The organism is Ornithinimicrobium cavernae (assembly GCF_003121625.1).
Taxonomy (GTDB): domain Bacteria; phylum Actinomycetota; class Actinomycetes; order Actinomycetales; family Dermatophilaceae; genus Ornithinicoccus; species Ornithinicoccus cavernae.
In genome coordinates, this window is the sequence record NZ_QDDJ01000008.1 from 100,999 (window position 1) to 120,315 (window position 19,317).

Consider the following 19,317-nt stretch of genomic DNA (forward strand, 5'->3'; position numbering starts at 1 on the left):
TGCGACGACAGTTGGGAGATCGACGTGAACACCACCCTTGCACCAGAACTGACTACGGCTGACCGCTGTGACCGCTGCGGCGCGCAGGCGTACGTCCGAGTGACGCTTGGCGAGGGTCTCGAGCTCCTGTTCTGCGCCCACCACGGGCGCAAGTACGACGACAAGCTACGCGACCTGGACCACGTGAAGATCCAGGACGAGACCCACCGGCTCCACGCGAGCGAAGCGACCCCGGAGCCCATGGGCGCCGAGTGAACACACGGCAGTGCGCCGTGGGGTGAGCGGGCCTGACCCGCACCTGACACACTGACGACCGGTGGCCTGCTGGCCACCGGTCGTTTGTGTCCCGCAACGTCACACAGCAAGGACCCGCATGTCAGTCGTGGAATGGATCGTCGCCGGCCTGATGGTGATCGGCCTGCTCGGCATCGTCATCCCGGTGCTCCCCGGTCTGTTCCTCATCGTGCTCGGCGTGGTCCTCTGGGCGAGCGAGCTGCAGGCCACGACAGGGTGGTGGGTGCTGGGCCTGACCATCGCGCTCTACGTGGCCTGCCTGGTCCTGGAGTTCCTGGTCCCGGGCAAGCGGATGCGCGCCGCCGGCGTGCGGACCTCGACCCTGCTGATCGGGGTCCTGGTGGCGATCCCGTGCGCGATCGTGATCCCGGTGGTCGGCGCCTTCATCGGGTTCCCGCTGGGGATCTTCCTGGTCGAGCTCTCCCGCCGCGGTGGCCGGGGCCAGGCCTGGGCCGCGACCAAGCACGCGCTCAAGGCGGTCGGCCTCAACATCCTGATCGAGTTCGTCACCGCGGTGATCGTCATCGGCCTGTGGGTCGCGGCCGTCGTCTTCTGGACCTGAGCGGCTACTCGGTCAGCTCCTCCCCCGCCATCTCCGGCAGGAAGAGCGCGGCGACCATCGCCAGCAGGAAGGCCGCACCGAGCACCGCGAACACCAGACCCAGCCCCCCGCCGCGGAACAGCACCGGCACGAGCAGGGGCGCGATGATCGAGGCGATCCTCCCGAACGCGGCGGCTGAGCCGGCCCCGGTCGCCCGGACCTGGGTGGGGTAGGCCTCGGGCGTCACGGCATACAGCGCACCCCAGGCGCCGAGGTTGGCCATCGACAGCGCACACCCGGTGACCAGCAGCATCGTCGCGGACTGTGCCTGCCCGAACAGCACCGCCGACACGGCCGAGGCAGCCAGGAAGGCGGCCAGCGTGGCGCGGCGGCCCCACACCTCGATGAGCAGCGCCGACAGGGCATACCCGGGCAGCTGGGCGAGAGTGATGATCAGCGTGAACTGGAAGGACCTGACCAGGGTGAACCCATCGGCATACAGCAGCGACGGGATCCAGATGAAGGCACCGTAGTAGGCGAAGTTCACACCGAACCAGGTGAGCCAGAGGGCAACGGTCCGCCGCCGCAGCACGGGACCGAACAGGTCTGCCAGCCGGGCGGCCCGGGTGGCCTCAGCCTCGCCGACCGGCCCCTCGTATGCTGCGTGGCTGGGCTGGTCGGGGCCGGTCACCTGTCGGTCCGCACCGGGGGTCTGGCCAGGGACCTGGGTCGGTGGCGCCGGCACGCCGGCCGCCGCCTCGAACTCTCGGACCACCCGCTCGGCCTCCGCGTGGCGGCCCTTGGCCTCCAGGAAGCGGACCGACTCCGGCAGTCCGCGGCGCACGTAGATCGCGTAGAGGGCGGGGACCAGGCCGATCGCGAACGCCCAGCGCCACCCGTTGTCGGACAGCGGGACGATGAAGTAGGCGACCAGCGCGGCCAGCAACCAGCCCACCGCCCAGAACGCCTCCAGGATGACGACCACGCGGCCGCGGATCCGGGACGGCGCGAACTCGCTGACCAGGGTCGAGGCCACCGGCAGCTCGGCACCCAGGCCCAGCCCGACGATGAACCGCAGCACCAGGAGGACGGCGAGTCCACCGGCCAGCGCCGAGGCGCCCGTGGCCAGGCCGTAGACGAGCAGGGTGAGCGCGAAGACGGACCGACGGCCGATCTTGTCGGCGAGCAGACCGCCGAGCGAGGCCCCGAGCGCCATGCCGACGAAGCCGATGGAGCCCAACCAGCCCAGCTCGGTCTGGGTCAGGGCCCACTGCTGGGCCAGCGCGGCCATGATGAAGGAGATGAGGCCGACGTCCATGGCATCCAGTGCCCAACCGATGCCCGAGCCGGTGAGCAACCGGCCGTGCCTGCGGGTGAACGGGAGGGTGTCGAGTCGTTCGGGACGGGTCCGGTGGGCGTTGGGCGCCGACTGCGGCGGTGCGGTCATTCGCTCAGTCAAGCGCAGGAAAGACCGATCTCGGAGGGTTGTGGCAGAAGTGTGGTGGGCCTCACGCCGGGAGGTCGAACAGCAGGAGCGCGGCGAACTCGTTCATCCAGGTGTGCGCGAGGGCCGCCGTCAGGCCGGGGGCCTCCTGGCCGCGCTGGGCCCAGAGCCCGTCGGCGTAGGCGGAGAGCTTGAGGGCGGCCGCCGCGGGGTCAACGGGGCGCAGCGAGCCGTCCCGCACCCCGCGCTCGATCACCCGGGTGCAGCACGCCTCCCAGTACCGGACCCGCTCGGCATACGGCTGGGTCATCCCGGGCCGACGCACCACCGCAGCCCAGTAGTCGGACCAGATCCGCCAGTGCGCCTCAACGTCCGGGGTCTCCTCGAACATCGGGTCGATCAGGATCCTGAGGGCGGCGCGCGCGTCGGGCTCGGCGTCCGCGGCCGCCACCACCTCGGCATAGAACCGCTCCGACTCCGCGACGACCACCTCACCGAGGATCTCGTCGATCCCGGAGAAGTGGTAGGTCACCGTGCCCATCGAGACGCCCGCGGCCGCGGCGATGTCCCGGAGCGAGACGGCCGGCAGCCCCCGGTGCACGATGAGCGACCGGGCGGCCCCGACAATCTGCTCCCGCCGCTGGGCCGGCGGGAGCCGCCGCTGGGTCACGCGGACGTCCTGGGCACCCGGTCGTGGAAGGTGCGCTCGAAGACCGTCTCCTCCACACCGTCCCGCTCGGCCGTCGCCCGGACGGAGTTCTCCACGAGGAAGGTGTCGGCGTCGCAGGTGATCACCGACCGGGTCTCCACGTGGGCGGCCCAGCCGTCATTGGACAGCTGCAGCCGCCAGTGCGACTCCGTGCGGGGGGAGGTCGGGTCTCCCTCCCGCACCCGGCACTCCTCGCGAGCCGACTCCAGGAACTGCAGGCCGTCGGGGTAGCGGCGCGTCCCGCCGTAGCCGGGATCCACCTCCAGGACCGTCTCGCCGCGTGCCACGTCGTGGCGGACGACCCGTGGCGGGACCGGGTCCTCCGCACCGCCGGGCACGGTGATCGTGATCGGCCGGGCGTGGACCGCGGGGCCGAACTCGACCGGGACCGCACCGGGGGCGAGAAGTGGCAGGACGACCGAGCTCGCGGCCAGGTCGACCTCCAGGGTGTCCTCGACCGCGTGTGGCCACACCCAGGGCCAGTAGTGGTTGCTCAGCGCCACCCGGATCCTGTGGCCCGGTGGGAAGCGGTAGCCGGCGGCCACGAGGGGCACCTCGACGTCGACGTCCTCCCCGGGCACCATCGGCACGGCGGTGTCCATCCCGTCCCGCTTGAGCAGGTTCAGGACTCCCCGGCTGACCAGCGTGGAGGAGCCGTCGGGCGCGACGTCGCACAACCGGACGATCACGTGTCCCCGGTCGTGCGTGGAGTTCACCCGCAGCCGGGCGACCGCCCGCCCGAGCAGGTCGAGCGGCACCTCGCCGACCGGGATGTCGACGCAGACCGAGCGGCCGTCCTCGGCGCGCTGGTCCGGGGGCAGGTCTGCCGCGTTGCCGAACGGGAAGTAGCGGCCGGCGTCCTGTCCCGTCGCCCACGGAGAGCGCACCTGCACCCGGTCGGTGCCGAGCGGCATCCGGTGCGTGGGAGCGTCCCCCGGCCAGGGCACGCCGACCCAGCGTCCGGGCTGCTCCTCGACGTACGGGGTGGGCGCCACCGGGTCACTGACCCAGGCCCGCAGCTCTGGGTCGTCCTCCACGCCGGTGTCGACGCCCTTGAGCCAGCGGTCCCACCAGCGCAGCGTCTCACCGAGGAAGTCGATCCCCGGACCGGGCGCCAGACCGCGGTCCGGGTACTGGTGCGACCAGGGCCCGATGATCCCCCTGACCGGCGACTCGAGGTTGCGCACCAGCCGCAGGACGGCGTCCCGGTAGGGGTCGGCCCAGCCGCCGACCGCCAGGACGGCCGCCCGGATGCCCGGGTAGTTCTCGCAGACACTGCCGCGCCGCCAGTAGTCGTCGCGCTCCTGGTGCGCCAACCACGCCGGCCCCAGCGGGCGCTGGTGCTCCAGCCGCTCGCGCCAGCGCTCCACCCAGCCGGCACCGACGACCTCGGGGCGCGGTGGGCGGGAGGCGAAGGCCAGCATGGTCCCGGCCCAGCCCGCCATGTCGACGGCCAACACCGCGCCGCCCATGTAGTGCACGTCGTTGTCGTAGCGGTCATCGGTCGAGCAGACCGTGACGATCGCCTTGAGCGCCTCCGGTGCGCGCTCCGCGATCTGCAGGGAGTTGAACCCGCCCCAGGAGATGCCGAACATCCCGACCGCGCCGGTGGACCACGGTTGGGCGGCCAGCCACTCGACCACGGCGACCCCGTCGTCGAGCTCGACCGCGGAGTACTCGTCCTCGAACAGGCCGTCGGAGTTGCCGCTGCCGCGGATGTCGACCCGCACCGACGCGTAGCCGTGCGCCGCGTAGTAGGGGTGCCGCTCGGAGTCCCGCACGGACGTCCAGTCGTCCAGCCGGTAGGGCAGGTACTCCAGCAGCACCGGCACGGGTTCCCGGTCGGCGGTGCTGGGCAGCCAGGCACGGGCCCGCAGCCGCACCCCGTCCGCCATGGGGATCCAGAGGTCGCGCACCTCGACCGCCGAGGGGTCGAGGTCCACACGTCGTGTCACGTGGTCACAGCTCCTTCGTCGTCTCGGACCCAGTGCCCCTCGCTCGCCTCGACCAGGCTCGCTGCGGGGTCCAGCCGCACCACCCTGGCGTCGGCGTCACTGCTGGGCAGGTGGGTGCTGCCGGGCTCGACGACCGCGTCGAGCAACGACCGGGTGTAGGGGTGGCGCGGGGTGTCGAAGATGGCTGCGGTGGCTGCCGTCTCCACCGTCCGGCCGTCCTTCATCACGACGATCCGGTCGGCCACGTTGCGCACCACGGCGAGGTCGTGGCTGATGAAGAGGCAGGACAGCGCCCGTCGGTCCCGCAGCTCGGCGAGCAGATCGAGCACGGAGGCCTGCACCGACACGTCCAGGGCGGTCGTGATCTCGTCGGCGATGAGGAGGGTCGGCTCGGCGGCGAGCGCGCGGGCGATGCCCACTCGCTGCCGCTGTCCGCCGGAGAGCTGGGCGGGCACGCGGTCGGCGAACTCGGGACCGAGTCCGACCTCGTCCAGCAGACGGAGCACCGTGGACCGGGTCTCGGCCCGCCCGGACACGCGACCGAACACCTTCAGTGGCCGGGCGATGGCGTCGGCGATGCTGCGCCGCGGGTTGAGGGCGAGGTCGGCGTTCTGGAAGATCATCTGGACCGCGCTGCGCACCGCCGCAGGTCGCGCCCGGGCCGGTGCCAGCAGGTCGTGCAGATCGTCGTCACCGGTCCGCAGGACGGCCCTGCCGCGCTCCACCGGGGCGAGGCCGGCCAGAGCTGTGGCCACGGTGGACTTGCCGCTGCCGGACTCCCCCACGACGGCGACGGTCTCGCCGCGTCGCACCTGCAGGTTAAAGTCGCTGACCGCCAGGCGTGGGGCGCGGGGATACCGCACATCGAGGTCCTGGCACTCCAGCGTGAGCTCCTGGTGCGCCTCGCGCACCTCTGGGGCCGGCACCCCCTCGATCCGCGGCGCCGCGTCGAGCAGCTCGCGGGTGTAGTCCTCGCGAGGGTCTCCCAGCACCTTGGGGGTGGGCCCGTGCTCCACGGCGCGGCCGGACTGCAGCACCAGCACGTCGTCGGCCACCACGGACACCACTCCGAGGTCGTGGCTGACGATGAGCACGGCCATGCCCAGCTCCTCGCGCAGGTCGTTGACCAGAGCGAGCACCGCCGCCTGTGTGATCACATCCAGCGCCGTGGTCGGCTCGTCCAGCACGAGCACCGTGGGTTCGGTCGCGACGGCCATCGCGATCGCCACCCGTTGCTGCTGCCCGCCCGACAGCTCGTGCGGATAGCGTCGCCCGATGGTCTCCGGGGCAGGCAGCCGGACCAGCCGGAGCAGCTCGGTCACCCGGTCATCGTCGGCCGGCAGACCGTGGACCCGGAGCGCCTCCCGGATCTGTGCGCCGACCCGCAGTGAGGGTGTGAGTGCCTGCCCGGCGTTCTGCGCGACGACCGCGACCACGCCGCCCCGCAGCTGCCGCAGGGCCGACCCGGACAGCGCGAAGACGTCCTCTCCGCGCACCGTCACCTGCCCGGCGTCGATGCGTGAACCGTCCCGGAGGTGTCCGAGCAGGGTGCGCGCAACCGTGGACTTGCCGCTGCCGGACTCGCCCACGAGTCCGAGGGTGCGTCCGGCATACAGGCTGAAGCCGATGTCCTGAGCCACGGTGACCCGGCCGGCGCCGGACCGGTAGGACACGGTGAGGCCGTCGAGCTCGGCCACGGGCGTCGTCCTCATCGGAGCACCCCCCGCCGTGCGCGGTCCACGCCGAGGTACTTGCCGAGCCCGTCGGCCGCGAGGTTGAGGCCGACGACGAGCACCGACAGGGTGACGATCGGCGCGAGTGTCCCGGCGGGTGCCACGGTCAGCGCGGTGCGGTTCTCCTGGATCATCAGTCCCCAGTCCGGTGTCGGTGGGTTCACGCCGAACCCGAGGAAGGACAGCGTCGAGACGAGCAGCACCACCCAGGAGGCGCGCATCGCGAACTCCACCAGCACCGTGTCAAGGATGTTGGGCAGCACCTCTCGGCGAATGATGGCGAGAGAACGCTCGCCGCGTGCCCGGGCCGCCGTCACAAAGTCGGTCGAGAGCACCGGAAAGGTGGCTCCTCGCACCACCCGGGCGACGGCCGGGATGTAGACGACCGAGATCGCGAGCACCAGCACCCACAGGTTGTTGCCAAAGACCGAGACGATGAGCAGGAGGGCGAGCACCGCGGGCACGGCGAGCACGGCGTCCAGCACCCGCGTGATCCCCGCGTCGACCCAGCGCCCGTGGTAGGCGGCGAGCGTCCCGACCAGGGTGCCGACGAGCACCGCCAGCGTGGTGGCCAGGAGCGAGACGAGCAGGGCGAAGCGCCCGCCCTCGAGGGTCCGGGACAGCACGTCGCGGCCGTACTGGTCGGTGCCGAGCCAGTGGCTCCGGCTGGCCCCGACGAGGGCGTTGTCGGCGTTGGTGCTGATCGGGTCGTAGGGCGAGATCCAGGGGGCGATGACCGCCAGCAGGACCGTCAGGCCCACCATGACCAGGCCGACCCTGGTGCCGGTGCTGAGCTCGCGCAGGCGGGTCATCGCACCACCTCCGCGGTCCGGCGGCGCCCCCTGGGTTGGTGCAGGGTTCGCTGCCTGGGATCGGCGGCCAGGGCCAGCAGGTCGGCCACCAGGTTGGCCGTGACATAGACGAGCGCGCTGAGCACTGCGATGGCCTGCAGCACCGGCAGGTCCCGGGTGGAGACCGAGTCGATCATCAGCTTCCCCAGCCCGGGATAGTTGAACACCGACTCCACGACGACCACGCCGCCGAGCAGCCAGGCCACATTGATCGAGATGACCGGAAGGACCGGCAGCACCGCGGTCGGGGCCACGTGTCGCCAGAGAACGGCGCGCCGCGGGACGCCCTTCAGGGCTGCCGTCGTGGCGTATTCGGTGGCGAGCCCGTCGATGGTCGAGGAACGCATCGCCCGCAGGATGTAGGCCGTCATCGAGATGACGAGAGTCAGGGCAGGCAACACGGCAGCGGGCAACAGCTCCCCGAGACTCGCGTCGGGCCCGGACAGGACCGTTGCCGGGAACACCGGCACCAGGATGGCCAGCAACAGCACCAGGACCGTCGCGACGACGAACTCGGGGATGCTCATCGCGACCAGGGCGAGCACCGAGACCGTCGAGTCGGTCCGACTGCCCCGGCGGGCGGCGGCCCAGACGCCGAGCAGCAGTGCCAGGGCGATCCCGACGACCATCGCGGGGATCGCGATCAGCAGGGTGCGTGCAAACGAGGCCCAGATCGTCGAGGAGACCGGCTCCCCGGTGACCAGCGAGTCCCCGAAGTCGCCGGTGACAGCGTTGCCGAGCCACTCCACGAACCGGGCCCACACGTTGCTGTCCAGTCCGAGCTGCTCGCGCAGCGTCTCGACCGCCTCCGGAGTCGCGTTCTGTCCCAGCAGCTGCTCGGCCACGTCACCGGGTAACGCCTGCACCGCGAAGAAGACGAAGAACGCGGCGAGAAAGAGGGTGATCAGACCCGTGCCCAGGCGGATGCCGATGAGTCGCACCATGGCTCAGTCCTCCCTCAGGCCGAGGGCCAGGTAGTCGAACTCGAAGCCGTACTCGTCGTAGTTGACGACGTCCTCCGACAGACCCACCAGGCGGTCACCGAAGACGGGCGTCAGGTCGGCGGAGTCCTCCACGATGAGCCGCTGCGCGTCCTGGTACTTCTGCAGACGACTGCCGTCATTGGTGTCGGCACGGGCGGAGTCCAACAGCTGGTCGAACTGCGCGTTGGACCAGGCGGACTCGTTGTAGGACGACCCGGTGCGGAAGATCTGGTTGAGCAGCTGGTCGATGGGCCGACCGGTGAACCAGTAGCTGACCATCAGCGGCTCGGCCATCCAGATCTGGGTGTAGTAGGAGTCCGCCGAGGTGTTGGTGATCTGCAGGTCGATCCCCGCCCGGCTGACCTGGCTGGCGAAGGCCGTCGCGATGGCCGTGAAGTTGGGCTCGTAGGCCGAGGTGTAGATCCGGGTGGAGAAGTCCTCCCGACCGATGGTCTTCAGCAGGCCCCTGGCCTTCTCCGGGTCGTGCTCCCTCTCCTCGTCCATCCAGGCCTTGAGCTGCGGGGGCACCGGGTTGTCCCATCCCGGCGTGCCGGTCCCCTGCAGCGCGGTGGAGAGGATGGCGCGCGGGTCGTAGGCGAGTTTCATCGCCTGCCGCATCGTCGGGTCGGCGAACTCGTCGCTGGTGGCGAGCATCGGAATCGTGTACCACTGAGCGTTCTCGACCCGGGCGACCGTCGTGCCCGGGGAGTTCGCCACGACCCGTGCGGTCGGGTTGTCCAGGTTGGTCTGGGACAGCAGGTCGACCTGACGGGCCAACAGCGCGTTCACCCGCGCGGAGGTGTCCTGGATGGAGTAGAACTCGATCCGGTCCAGCGTCGCCCGGCCCCCGAAGTAGTCCTCGTTGGCACGCACCGCTCCTGCCCCGGCCGGTGTGAAGCTCTCCAGCACGAACGGCCCGGTGCCGACCCCGGTCCGCCCGATCTCCGCGGCGGAGTCCTCCGGGATGATGTAGCACTGGTAGGCCGTGAGCAGCGAGGGGAACTCCGCGTTGGGGGTCGTGAGCCGGAACCGGACAGTCGTCGTGTCGACCGCCTCGATCTCATCGATCTGGTCCAGCGCTCCGGCCTGCGGGGACGCCGTGTCTGGGTCCAGGATGTGCCCGTAGGTGTAGCGCACGTCCCGCGCCGTGAGAACCCTCCCGTCGTGGAAGCGAACCCCCGGCTGCAGCGCGAAGTCCCAGGTCGTGGCGTCCGCGTTGGATGACCACTCGGTGGCCAGGTCCGGCACCGTCTCGCCGTCCCGATCCAGCTTCACCAGCCGGTTGTAGACCGCGCCAAGATATTCGTAGGCCGACAGCGAGCTGGCTGGGTCGAGGGTCTCGGCTGCGTTCGCGGCCGGGCGGGCGATCCGCATCGTGGCGCCGGCTCTGGCCACCCCCGTCGCCGCCTTCTCGGGCAGCCTCAGGGCCGGTGCACCACAGGCCGACAGGCCGATGGCCGCCGCGCCGCCCAGCAGGCCACCCAGGAAGTGTCTGCGGTCGATGGTGAGGGTCAAGGGTTCGCCTCCGAACTAATCGTTCGTGCGCACGATACGCGGTTCAGGGCGAGATGGCCATGGCGTCCGCCAGAAAGGTGGCCATCGCGTCCCCCGGACGAGTGGCCACAGCGCCCCGAGATAGTGGCCATCGCGTCCCCCGGACGAGTGGCCACAGCGCCCCCAGAAAGTGGCCATCGCGTCCCCGGAAAAGCGTCACGCCCCACAACTCGTGCGAGTTGTGGGGCGTGCGAACGGTGTGATCGGAGGGTGAGCTCCTCAGGTCAGAACGGGCCCTCTTCGCGCCGCTTGTCCCAGCGCTCCTCGAAGCGGTTGAGCAGCCCGGAGCTCTTGTGGCCCTTGCCGCTGGCCTGCTTGCCGTGGCGAGCGTTGCCGCCGGGCTTGGCGTGGAGCGTGACGTTGCCGTGGGCGTCCACGGTGCCCAGGGTCGCGCCCTTGGTCCGCGGAGAGGTCATCGCCCACACACCGCCGAAGACCATGGCAGCGAACCCGAGGCCGCCGATCCAGATCTGGTGCATGGTGACCGCGAGGACGACCAGTCCGAGACCGGCGAGGGCGATGAGGAGCCCGAGGGCCGCTCGACGCCGTTTGGCGCGGGCCTCGCTCTTGCCGACCAGGGACGTGGCGAAGCGTGGGTCCTCGGCGTAGAGCGCTTGCTCCATCTGCTCAAGAACTCGCTGCTCGTGCTCGGAGAGCGGCACGGTGACCTCCCTGACCTTCGACTTCTGTGCACCACCACCAGGTGGCGGTGTGACGCCCCCGCCGGGGGTGACGGCGACGTCGTCCTTCTAGGATATGCCGGGAACCGCGCGAGCGGTAGCCGGGCCTTTACCGTGAAGACGCACCGCAGGTCAAAAAGGTTTCCGCTGGGGATGGTGATCCTCATCGCACCCCGCTGGTCCCGGTGGATCCGCGTGGTGACCAGGCCGCCGCACCCCACGGGCGGGGAACCTCTCCCGGTGGCCGTTCCCGCCTCGGTGGGCGCCCGTCGTAGTCCCCGCGTGCCTCGTCCCGGACGACCAGGCTCGCGGGGCGCACGATCCCACTGCCGAACCGTTCGGCGGCGCGGTCCATGGCCCGCTCGGCGTCGCGCCACCCGCGCTCCGGCTCGTCCAACCGTCCCTGCACCGGGGTCTGCGCCGCGTCGGTGAGACCCTCGAGCCGCACCCCGAGCAACCGGATACGGGCACGCTGGAGGCCGAGCGCGGCATACAACGCGGTGGCGGTGCCGAAGATGTCACGGGTGACGTCGGTGCTCTGCCGCATCGTGCGGGACCGGGTGATGGTGGTGAAGTCGGAGAACCGGACGGTCAGCACCACGGTGCGCGCCAACAGGCCGGAGTGACGCATCCGGGTGGCGCTGCGGTCGCTGAGCCGCAGCAGCTGGCGCCGGATGACCGCCGGGTCATCGACGTCCTGGTGGAAGGTCTCGGAGGACCCGACACTGCGCTCGACCCGGGCCGGGGTGACCCGTCCGGCGTCGTGCCCCCAGGCCAGCGCGTGCAGGTGGGCTGCGCCGCCCGGCCCCATGGCCCGGCTCAGCGTGGCCAGCGGCAGGTGCGCGATGTCGGCGACGGTGCGCAGCCCGAGTCGGTGCAGCGCGGCCTCGGTGCTCTCCCCCACCCCCCAGAGCGCACTGACCGGCAGCGGGTGCAGGAACTCCACGACCCGGTGCGGCGGCACCATGAGCATCCCGTCCGGTTTGGCGGCGCGCGAGGCCATCTTGGCGACCACCTTGGTGGGGGCCCCGCCGACCGAGCAGGTGATCCGCTGCTCGTCGGCGATGGTGTCGCGGATCCACTGACCGATCTGCGCGGGGCTGCCGAGCCGCCGACGCGCGGCGGAGACGTCCAGGAACGCCTCCTCCATGGAGACCGGCTCGACCTGGTGGGTCACCTCGGAGAAGACGGCCATCACCGCCGAGGAGATCGCGCTGTAGCGCTCGTAGTCGGGCCGCACGATCTCGGCCTGCGGACACAGGCGACGCGCCCTGGCCATCGGGATGCCGGACCGTATGCCGTAGGCCCGGGCCTCGTAGGTGGCCGACAGCACCACGCTGCGCATGCCGCCTCCGATGACGACCGGTCTGCCGGCCAGCTCGGGCCGGTCGATCAGCGACGCGGCGGCGTAGAAGGCGTCCATGTCGACGTGCAGGATCGTGCAGCCCTGGTCGTCCACGCCGGCCGCGGGGACACCCGCCATCTCGTGCGGCCCCACCAGCGCGGCGTCGGGCTCCGCGGCGAGCACCTGACGCCCGGCCGTCCCGTTCACCATCCTGGGCTCCCCGGGCTGGAGTGCCACAGCTTGCTGCTCGGACCGGCCGGCTTGGTGTCGGCATACGGCGACTGCTTGAAGCCGGAGGCGTGCAGCAGCACCCGGCGGCCCTGCTGCTGGTCGGTCCGGTGCGCCTCGTCCTCGGCCCGCTCGGCACCGGTCACCGCGTCGTGCTCGACGGAGTCCATCAGTGCCCGGACCCCCTCGATGCCTCCCGTGTCGAAGGCACGGCCCAGGGCCGTCATCTCCCACGCGCCGGTGGCACGCAGCGAGATGCCGCGCGGCCCCGTGCGCCGGGTGATGCCGCGCACGACCAGCAGGAAGGAGTGGAAGACCGTCTCGGCGAACGGCCCCTGCACGTCCTCGAAGAACGTCGCGTCGCTCGGGCCCGTGCCGTCCTCCAGGGTCAGGAAGACGACCCTGCGACCGGAACGGATCGGTGGCGTCTGCGTCGCGACCTTCGCCCCGGCGACCAGCACCTCGCTGTGGTTGCGCTGGGCGAGCAGCTGGTTGGCCGGGACGACACCGAGCGCCTGCAGCATCGGTTGGTAGGTCGTGGTCACGTGGGAGCTGACGTCCATGCCGAGCACCTCCAGCTCGGCCAGCATCTGCTCCTGCGGGGTCATCTCGGGCAGTCCGCTCCCGCCCTGCAGCACCGGCTCGTCCCCGAGGTCGAGGGTCAGCTGGGTCGGGTCGGCCTGCCGCGGGTGCCAGGTCCGGTGCCCCTTGGCCTGGGCACCGGCGCGGGCAGCGACCTCCCCTGCCGCGGGCAGCGTGGGCGCGACCTTCCGGGCCCGGGAACGGCTCCGGGACACGGTCGGTGCACTCCACCGCTCGAGCTCGGCGACGTGCAGCAACAGGTCCCGACGGGTCGGCCCCTGCCGCAGGGTGCTGGACCGGGCGGTGCCCACGCCGTGCAGCTGGTCGAACCCGCCGGCCAGCACCAGACGCTCCACGACCGGGCGGCTGATCCTGGCCCGCTGCCACAGGTCGCCCAGGGAGTGGTAGGGCTGCCCGGCGACGAGCCGGGAGACCTCGTCGTCGCTGATGCCCCTGACCTCGGCCAGCGACAGCCTGATGCCGTAGCCGGAGGCGCGCTCCTCCACCCGCGCCAGGTGCTCGTCGACGAGGTCGCCGCGGCCGGCGCGGGCGGGTCGGCCCTCGGGCCTGCTCCACTCCGGCCCGTCCCAGCCCCGGGCCTCGTGGGTGACCCGCTCCACGCGGTAGGTCTCCCCCGAGGCGTTGACGTCCAGCCCGAGGACGTGCACGCCCATCGCGCGGGCCTCCTCGAGGATCAGCCGCTTGGGATACATCCCCGGGTCATGGGTGAGCACACCGGCCAGGAACGCCGCGGTGTGGTGGGTCTTGAGCCACGCGGAGTGGAACGTCGGCACCGCGAAGGCTGCGGCGTGCGCCTTGCAGAACCCGAACGAGGCGAAGGCGGCGAGCACGTCCCAGATCGCGTCGACGTCCCGGGGCGCGTAGCCCCGGGCCGCGGCAGCGGGTCGCCACCAGGACTCGACCTCGGCCTGCCCCTGTGGGGTGCCGAGCGCGCGGCGCACCTCATCGGCCTGGGCGAGGGTGACCCCGGTGGTCTCGGCGACCAGCTGCAGCACCTGCTCGTGGAAGACCACGACACCACCGGTGTCCTCCAGGTAGGGCACCAACGAGGGGTGGAGGTACTCCGGCTCGGCCCACCCCTGCCGGGCGTTGAGGAAGGGTCGCACCATGTCGGACTTGACCGGGCCGGGTCGGAACAGCGAGATGTCGATGATGATGTCGCCGAAGGTCTCCGGGCCGAACTTGCCGATCAGCTCGCGCTGCCCGGGTGACTCGATCTGGAAGCAGCCCAGGGTGCGGGCCGACTTGATCAGCGAGAACGTCTCGGTGTCGTCGTAGGGCACCTGCTGCTGGTCATCCAGGTCGATCTGGACCCCGTCGACCCGCTCCACCTCCGCGACCGCGTGCGCCATCGCCGACTGCATCCGGATGCCCAGCACATCGAGCTTGAGCAGCCCGAGGTCCTCCACGTCGTCCTTGTCGAACTGGCTCATCGGGAACCCCAGCCAGCTGGCCTCCACCGGGGTCCGGTCCAGCAGGCCGGTGTTGGACAGGATCACCCCGCACGGGTGCAGCGCGATGTGCCGGGGCAGCCCGTCCAGGCTCTCGACCATCTCGAACAGCGTCTGCATCCGTGGCGCGTCGAAGCCGTGGCGCCGCAGCTCGGGCAGGTCACGGACGGCGGCGCGTGCGTCCCTGGCCCGGATGTGGGGAAACGCCTTGGCGATCACGTCGATCTCCCCCGGCGGCATGCCCATGGTCGCGGCGACGTCGCGGATGGCGTGCCGCACGCGATAGGTCTCCATCATCGACACACAGGTCACCCGCTCGGAGCCGAACCGCTCCAGGATCCGCTCATAGATCTCGGTGCGCCGGGCGGACTCCACGTCGATGTCGATGTCCGGCAGCTCGGCACGCAGCGGGGAGCAGAACCGCTCCATCAGCAGGTCGTGCCGGATCGGGTCGACACCGCTGATCCCGAGCAGGTAGTTGACCAGGCTGCCCGCCCCCGACCCGCGCGCGGCCACCCGCACCCCCATCTCCCGGATCAGGTCACAGACGGTGGAGACGGTCAGGAAGTAGGTCGGGTAACCCAGGCCCGCGATGACCCTCAGCTCGTCGTCGAGCCGGTCGTGCACCCGCCGCAGGTAGGCCTCCGGGTGGCCGGTGTAACGGTCGGTGACCGCCGCCCGGACCCGCTCGGTGAGGACCTGCTGGGCCTGGCCGGTGCCGCTCACCCCGACGACCTCGGGCTCGGGCAGGTGGACCTGCCCGATGCCCAGGTCGCTGCGTGGGCTCTGCACGCAGGCCCGGGCCAGCGCGTCGGTCGCGGCGAGCAGGTCGGCGGCCCGGACCGACGGACCGACGGCGTCGGCGACCCGCTCGGCCACCGCGCGCATCGCGCCGGTGCCCGCCAGGTGCCCGGCGGTGCTGACGCGGTCCAGGTGCCGCTCGTCCAGGGCGACCATGCGGCGGGCCGCGTCCAGGATGTCGACGACCCGCGCCTGCTCCGGCTCGGCATGGCGCACCGCGGCGGTGAGCACCGCGGGCAGCCCTGCCTCCAGCGCCAGCGACCACAACCGGGCGGCATGCTGCAGGCTCGCCGGGCTGTCCTCCGGGCCGCCGTGACAGACCACCTCGATCACCAGTGCCCCGGCCGGGAGCGCCTGCTGCCAGTCACGCAGCAGCTCACGGGCCAGGCCGACCCGACGACGCAGCAGGGCCCGACCGACATCGGAGTCGGGCCCGAGCAGCACCACGACGGGCGGGACCTGCTCGCCCCGGTCGCCCACGGGCGCGGCCGCGCGCGCCAGCAGCTCGCGGTGGGTCCGCGGGCTGCCTCGCTCACCGGCCAGGTGCGTCTGCGTGATCAACCGGCAGAGTCGGGACCAACCGGTCCCGGGCTCCAGCCCGGAGGCCTGGCCCCGGGCGAGCACGGTGACCCGCGGGTGCTGGTCGTCGACCAGCGCCCCGCCCTTGACCGGCTGTGCCCTGGTGGGGCGGCCCCACCCCTGACCACCCCCACCGAGCGCGTCGGCCCCGGTCCACCGGATCCCGGCCTGCTGCACCCGCGCGGACGGGGGCCGCGCCGGAAACCCGGGCTGCTCCCCCCGCCGCGTGGCGGGCTCCCCCTGCCAGGTGGCCCGGGCGCCCTGGTGACGCCCTGTCGTCCATCCGGTCCCCTGCCCGGGCGGCGGCTCGACGACGGCCAGGTCGACGCCGAGCACCGGGGAGATCTCGGCCCGGGCACACGCCTGCACGAACCGCACCGCCCCGTAGGCGCCGTCCCGGTCGGTCAGCGCGAGTGCCGGCTGCCCCAGCTCGACGGCACGCTCCACCAGCGCCTCGGGCGTCGAGGCGCCGTAACGCATCGAGAAGCTGGAGGCGACGTGCAGGTGGGTGAACTCCATGGGGCTCACCAGGGAGTGGTCGGCGCGAGCTCGCCGGGCAGCGGCTCGGCGAACGGCAGGTGCAGGGTGCGGCGGACCAGCTCCAGGAAGGTCTCACTCTGACGCACCAGGTCGTCGGCCTCCCTGGCGCTGACCCCGCCGGAGCCCCGCTCCAGCGCCAGCCGGCGCCGACCGCTCGCGGCGAAGAAGACCGCCCACTCGCCCAGCTCCGGCGCGAGCCGGGGCAGCACCTCCCACACGCTGCGCGGCCGGGACCGGCCAGCGGTGACGGTGCGCGCCGCGACCAGGGCCGCGGCTGCCCGGAGCGCAGCGAGGTGCGCCTCGGTGTAGCGCTGGGCCGCGCTCTGGCTCTGACAGGCCTGGACCAGCCCGGCGCGCGAGCGGTCGAGCAGGTCCAGCACCGTGCCCGCCGACGGCACCGGGGTCGGAGCATGGGCGGACCGGCCGCCGCTGCTGCCGACCCTGTGCGTGCTCATGGTGGTCATCGCTCCTCCTCAGTCGGCGACGCGCACCAGGCGCCACCGGTCGTCCTTGGTCAGGTCGTAGACCCCTGTCTGCATCAGCCGCCCGGCGCTGGCCTCCACCCGCCAGACCTCGCGCTCCAGCTCCGAGGTGCTCACCAGGAGCTCGGTGTCCTCCTGGCCTCCCGGCCTGCGCCACCAGGGCAGCCGTTGGGTCCAGTGGTCGAGCACGGCCCGCACCACGTGCAACCGCCCACGCCAGATGAACGCGGTCGGCGCGGAGGCGGCGTCCAACCCGGCCGGAAGCACCGGCTGCCACCCCGTCTGCTGCTCACCGACCCGCACCTCGACCGGGTCTGAGTACCGCCGGCTCATCACGCCTCCTCGGGCACCGCGCTTGTCGGACCGTGGTGGTTGACTGCTCCGCGAACCTCCCCTCAGGGCAGTTCGCGAGGCGATCACACCCCACAGATCGAAACTGTGTTCGATAGGACAAATGTACGACACCCCACCGACAGTGTGTCAACCCACGACCGGCCGCTGTGGACAACGCCGTAGGCTCATCCCGTGCCCACTCCCCACCCCATCGACACCCCGCGGCTGCGCGAGCGCGTGCAGACCGCGCTCGATGAGGACCTCGCCCACCAGCGTGAGGTCCTGGACGAGCTCGGCGAGCAGGTTGCCCACCTCGTCGACGAGGTCGCCGCGCTGCTGACCGGCGGCAAGCGGCTGCGGGCGGCCTTCCTGTACTGGGGCTACCGCGCCCTCGGCGGGACCGACTCCCCCGCGCTGATCCGCGCCGCGAGCTCGATGGAGCTGTTCCAGGCCGCCGCACTGCTGCACGACGACGTCATGGACGACTCCGACCTGCGTCGTGGCCGCCCGACCGCGCACCGGACCTTCGCCGCGAGCCACCACCAGCACGCCTGGGCCGGCGAGTCGGACCGGTTCGGGCACGCCGCCGCGATCCTGGCCGGCAACCTGTGCCTCACCTGGTGCGACAGCACCTTCTCCACCTCAGGCCTCCCACCTCACGAGATCGCTTCCGCCAGGGTCGAGTTCGACAACATGCGGACCCAGCTCATGGGCGGCCAGTACCTCGACGTCCTCGATGCCGCCCAGGGCTGGGAGGGCCTGAGCTACGACGAGCGCCTCGACCGCTGCCGGTCCGTGATCCGTTACAAGAGCGGGAAGTACAGCGTCGAGCAGCCACTCCTCATCGGTGCCCGCGCCGCGGGGGCCGGACCCGACACGCTCACCGGGCTGTCGGCATACGGCCTGGCCCTGGGCGAGGCCTTCCAGATCCGTGATGACGTCCTGGGCGTCTACGGCGACCCGCAGACCACCGGCAAGCCCGCCGGCGACGACCTGCGCGAGGGCAAGCGCACCGTGCTGGTCGCCCACGCCCTCGGTCTGGGCAGCGCGGAGGACACGGCCACCCTGCTGGGTCTGCTCGGTCGCCCCGACCTGGACGACGAGCAGGTGGCCGTCTGCCGAGACCTCCTCGAGCGGGTCGGTGCGGTCAGGGCGACGGAGGAGATGATCACCGCCGCCGCCCAGCAGGCGCTGGCGGCACTGGATCAGACGACCGGGCTCACCGACGAGGGGCGCAGCGCGCTCGTCGAGCTGGTCGCGATCAGCACGGCCCGCTCCACCTGAGCGCAGAGGGCTCGCTCACCTCGACCCCCTCGCCCTCACCTACGCTGGGGGCAGGAGCACCATGGGCTACCGGATCCTCGCCGACGCCGCGATGGTCGTGCACCTCGCCTTCCTGGTGTATGTCGTCGCCGGAGGCTTCCTCGCGTGGCGCTGGCCCCGGACGATCTGGCTGCACGTCGGCCTGGTCGCGTGGGGGGCCAGCACGATCCTGTTCGGGCTCGAGTGCCCGCTGACCCATGTGGAGGACTGGGCCAGGCGCTCCGCCGGCCAGGAGGGGCTACCCGCCGCCGGGTTCATCGACCACTACCTCACGGGCGTCGTCTATCCCGAGCGTGCCCTGGGCCTGGTGCGGACCCTGGTGGCAGCCAGCGTGGGCGCGTCCTGGACCGGTTACGCGCTGCGCCGTCGCCGGGCGCGGCAGGACGTGCAGCGTGAGGCCGGCCGGTAGTCCTGGTGCCGTCCGGGGGATGCCGCCCCGGCTCACACCTCCTGGTAGGAGATGAACTCCAGCAGGCTGCCGTCGGGGTCCCGGAAGTAGACGCTGGTGCCGGCACCCTGCGCCCCGAACCGCGGCACCGGCCCGGTCTCCACCTCGACGCCGTGCTGCCCGAGATGGGCGGCGGCCTCCTCGATCGGGCCGTCCCACGCGAGGCAGAGGTCACTGTTGCCGGGCCTCACCGGCAGGCGGGCGACGTTGGCGCCGAGGTCCACGCCCGGCCCGTGGACATTCAGCTGCGTGGCCCCGACCCGGAAGGCCAGGCGCCCGTCACTGGCCGTGACGACCTCCGCGCCCACGACGTCCCGGTAGAAGCGTGCGGAGACGTCCCAGTCCGAGACCGCGATGACGACGTGGTCGACCCCTCTCACCGGCACCATGGGCCGAGCCTACGTCCGGCCCCACCCGGGGAGCGCCCCTGAGGGCTCCTC

17 protein-coding genes are annotated in these 19,317 nt (G+C 71.9%); 4 read left to right on the forward strand and 13 right to left on the reverse strand.

Annotation, left to right across the window (positions count from 1 at the left end):
* Positions 1-24 precede the first annotated feature (24 nt).
* Together DA085_RS10710 and DA085_RS10715 are read left to right on the forward strand one after the other, a co-directional pair.
* Complete coding sequence (locus DA085_RS10710) at positions 25-255, forward strand: DUF7455 domain-containing protein (RefSeq protein ID WP_109473094.1); 231 nt, start codon at positions 25-27, stop codon at positions 253-255.
* 118 nt (positions 256-373) lie between these two features.
* A complete protein-coding gene (locus DA085_RS10715; protein ID WP_109472964.1) occupies positions 374-856 on the forward strand; it encodes a DUF456 domain-containing protein in 483 nt (160 codons plus the stop codon).
* A gap of 4 nt (positions 857-860) precedes the next feature.
* Here DA085_RS10715 and DA085_RS10720 read toward each other — a convergent pair whose 3' ends face one another.
* The 12 genes from DA085_RS10720 to DA085_RS10775 form a co-directional block, all read right to left on the reverse strand.
* A complete protein-coding gene (locus DA085_RS10720) occupies positions 861-2,282 on the reverse strand; it encodes an MFS transporter (RefSeq protein WP_109472965.1) in 1,422 nt (473 codons plus the stop codon).
* Between the two features lie 61 nt (positions 2,283-2,343).
* On the reverse strand, positions 2,344-2,949 hold the full coding sequence (locus DA085_RS10725) for a TetR/AcrR family transcriptional regulator (protein WP_109472966.1): 606 nt from the start codon (positions 2,947-2,949) through the stop codon (positions 2,344-2,346).
* Complete coding sequence (locus DA085_RS10730; RefSeq protein WP_109472967.1) at positions 2,946-4,943, reverse strand: CocE/NonD family hydrolase; 1,998 nt, start codon at positions 4,941-4,943, stop codon at positions 2,946-2,948. The genes DA085_RS10725 and DA085_RS10730 overlap by 4 nt, the downstream gene beginning before the upstream one ends.
* Positions 4,940-6,655 carry a dipeptide ABC transporter ATP-binding protein gene (locus DA085_RS10735; RefSeq protein ID WP_109472968.1) on the reverse strand — a complete coding sequence of 572 codons (1,716 nt, stop codon included), beginning with the start codon at positions 6,653-6,655 and terminating at the stop codon, positions 4,940-4,942. The genes DA085_RS10730 and DA085_RS10735 overlap by 4 nt, the downstream gene beginning before the upstream one ends.
* The gene (locus tag DA085_RS10740) at positions 6,652-7,488 is read right to left on the reverse strand and encodes an ABC transporter permease (RefSeq protein ID WP_109472969.1); all 837 of its coding nucleotides are present in this window, start codon (positions 7,486-7,488) and stop codon (positions 6,652-6,654) included. Before DA085_RS10740 ends, DA085_RS10735 begins: the two co-directional genes overlap by 4 nt.
* Positions 7,485-8,471, reverse strand: coding sequence for an ABC transporter permease (locus DA085_RS10745; RefSeq protein ID WP_109472970.1), 987 nt, complete (start codon positions 8,469-8,471; stop codon positions 7,485-7,487). The genes DA085_RS10740 and DA085_RS10745 overlap by 4 nt, the downstream gene beginning before the upstream one ends.
* 3 nt (positions 8,472-8,474) lie before the next feature.
* The gene (locus tag DA085_RS10750; protein ID WP_109472971.1) at positions 8,475-10,025 is read right to left on the reverse strand and encodes an ABC transporter substrate-binding protein; all 1,551 of its coding nucleotides are present in this window, start codon (positions 10,023-10,025) and stop codon (positions 8,475-8,477) included.
* Positions 10,026-10,288: 263 nt separating this feature from the next.
* Positions 10,289-10,726 (reverse strand): DUF3040 domain-containing protein, encoded by a 438-nt coding sequence (locus tag DA085_RS10755; RefSeq protein ID WP_109472972.1) that lies wholly within the window; start codon positions 10,724-10,726, stop codon positions 10,289-10,291.
* Between the two features lie 181 nt (positions 10,727-10,907).
* Positions 10,908-12,227 (reverse strand): DNA polymerase IV, encoded by a 1,320-nt coding sequence (dinB, locus tag DA085_RS10760; RefSeq protein WP_109473095.1) that lies wholly within the window; start codon positions 12,225-12,227, stop codon positions 10,908-10,910.
* 65 nt (positions 12,228-12,292) lie between these two features.
* Positions 12,293-16,270, reverse strand: a complete 3,978-nt coding sequence (locus DA085_RS10765; protein WP_109472973.1) for a DNA polymerase III subunit alpha — start codon at positions 16,268-16,270, stop codon at positions 12,293-12,295.
* A gap of 5 nt (positions 16,271-16,275) precedes the next feature.
* The gene (locus tag DA085_RS10770) at positions 16,276-16,755 is read right to left on the reverse strand and encodes an SAV_6107 family HEPN domain-containing protein (RefSeq protein WP_237565449.1); all 480 of its coding nucleotides are present in this window, start codon (positions 16,753-16,755) and stop codon (positions 16,276-16,278) included.
* Positions 16,756-16,764: 9 nt separating this feature from the next.
* The gene (locus DA085_RS10775) at positions 16,765-17,106 is read right to left on the reverse strand and encodes a DUF6504 family protein (protein ID WP_109472974.1); all 342 of its coding nucleotides are present in this window, start codon (positions 17,104-17,106) and stop codon (positions 16,765-16,767) included.
* A 192-nt stretch (positions 17,107-17,298) separates the two neighbouring features.
* On the opposite strand from DA085_RS10775, the gene DA085_RS10780 reads away from it, so the two are divergent.
* Positions 17,299-18,390: a polyprenyl synthetase family protein gene (locus DA085_RS10780; protein ID WP_109472975.1), complete on the forward strand. Its 1,092-nt coding sequence runs from the start codon at positions 17,299-17,301 to the stop codon at positions 18,388-18,390.
* A gap of 61 nt (positions 18,391-18,451) precedes the next feature.
* Complete coding sequence (locus tag DA085_RS10785; RefSeq protein WP_109472976.1) at positions 18,452-18,838, forward strand: DUF2784 domain-containing protein; 387 nt, start codon at positions 18,452-18,454, stop codon at positions 18,836-18,838.
* A 32-nt stretch (positions 18,839-18,870) separates the two neighbouring features.
* Here DA085_RS10785 and DA085_RS10790 read toward each other — a convergent pair whose 3' ends face one another.
* Positions 18,871-19,266 carry a VOC family protein gene (locus DA085_RS10790; protein WP_109472977.1) on the reverse strand — a complete coding sequence of 132 codons (396 nt, stop codon included), beginning with the start codon at positions 19,264-19,266 and terminating at the stop codon, positions 18,871-18,873.
* Positions 19,267-19,317: the final 51 nt, after the last annotated feature.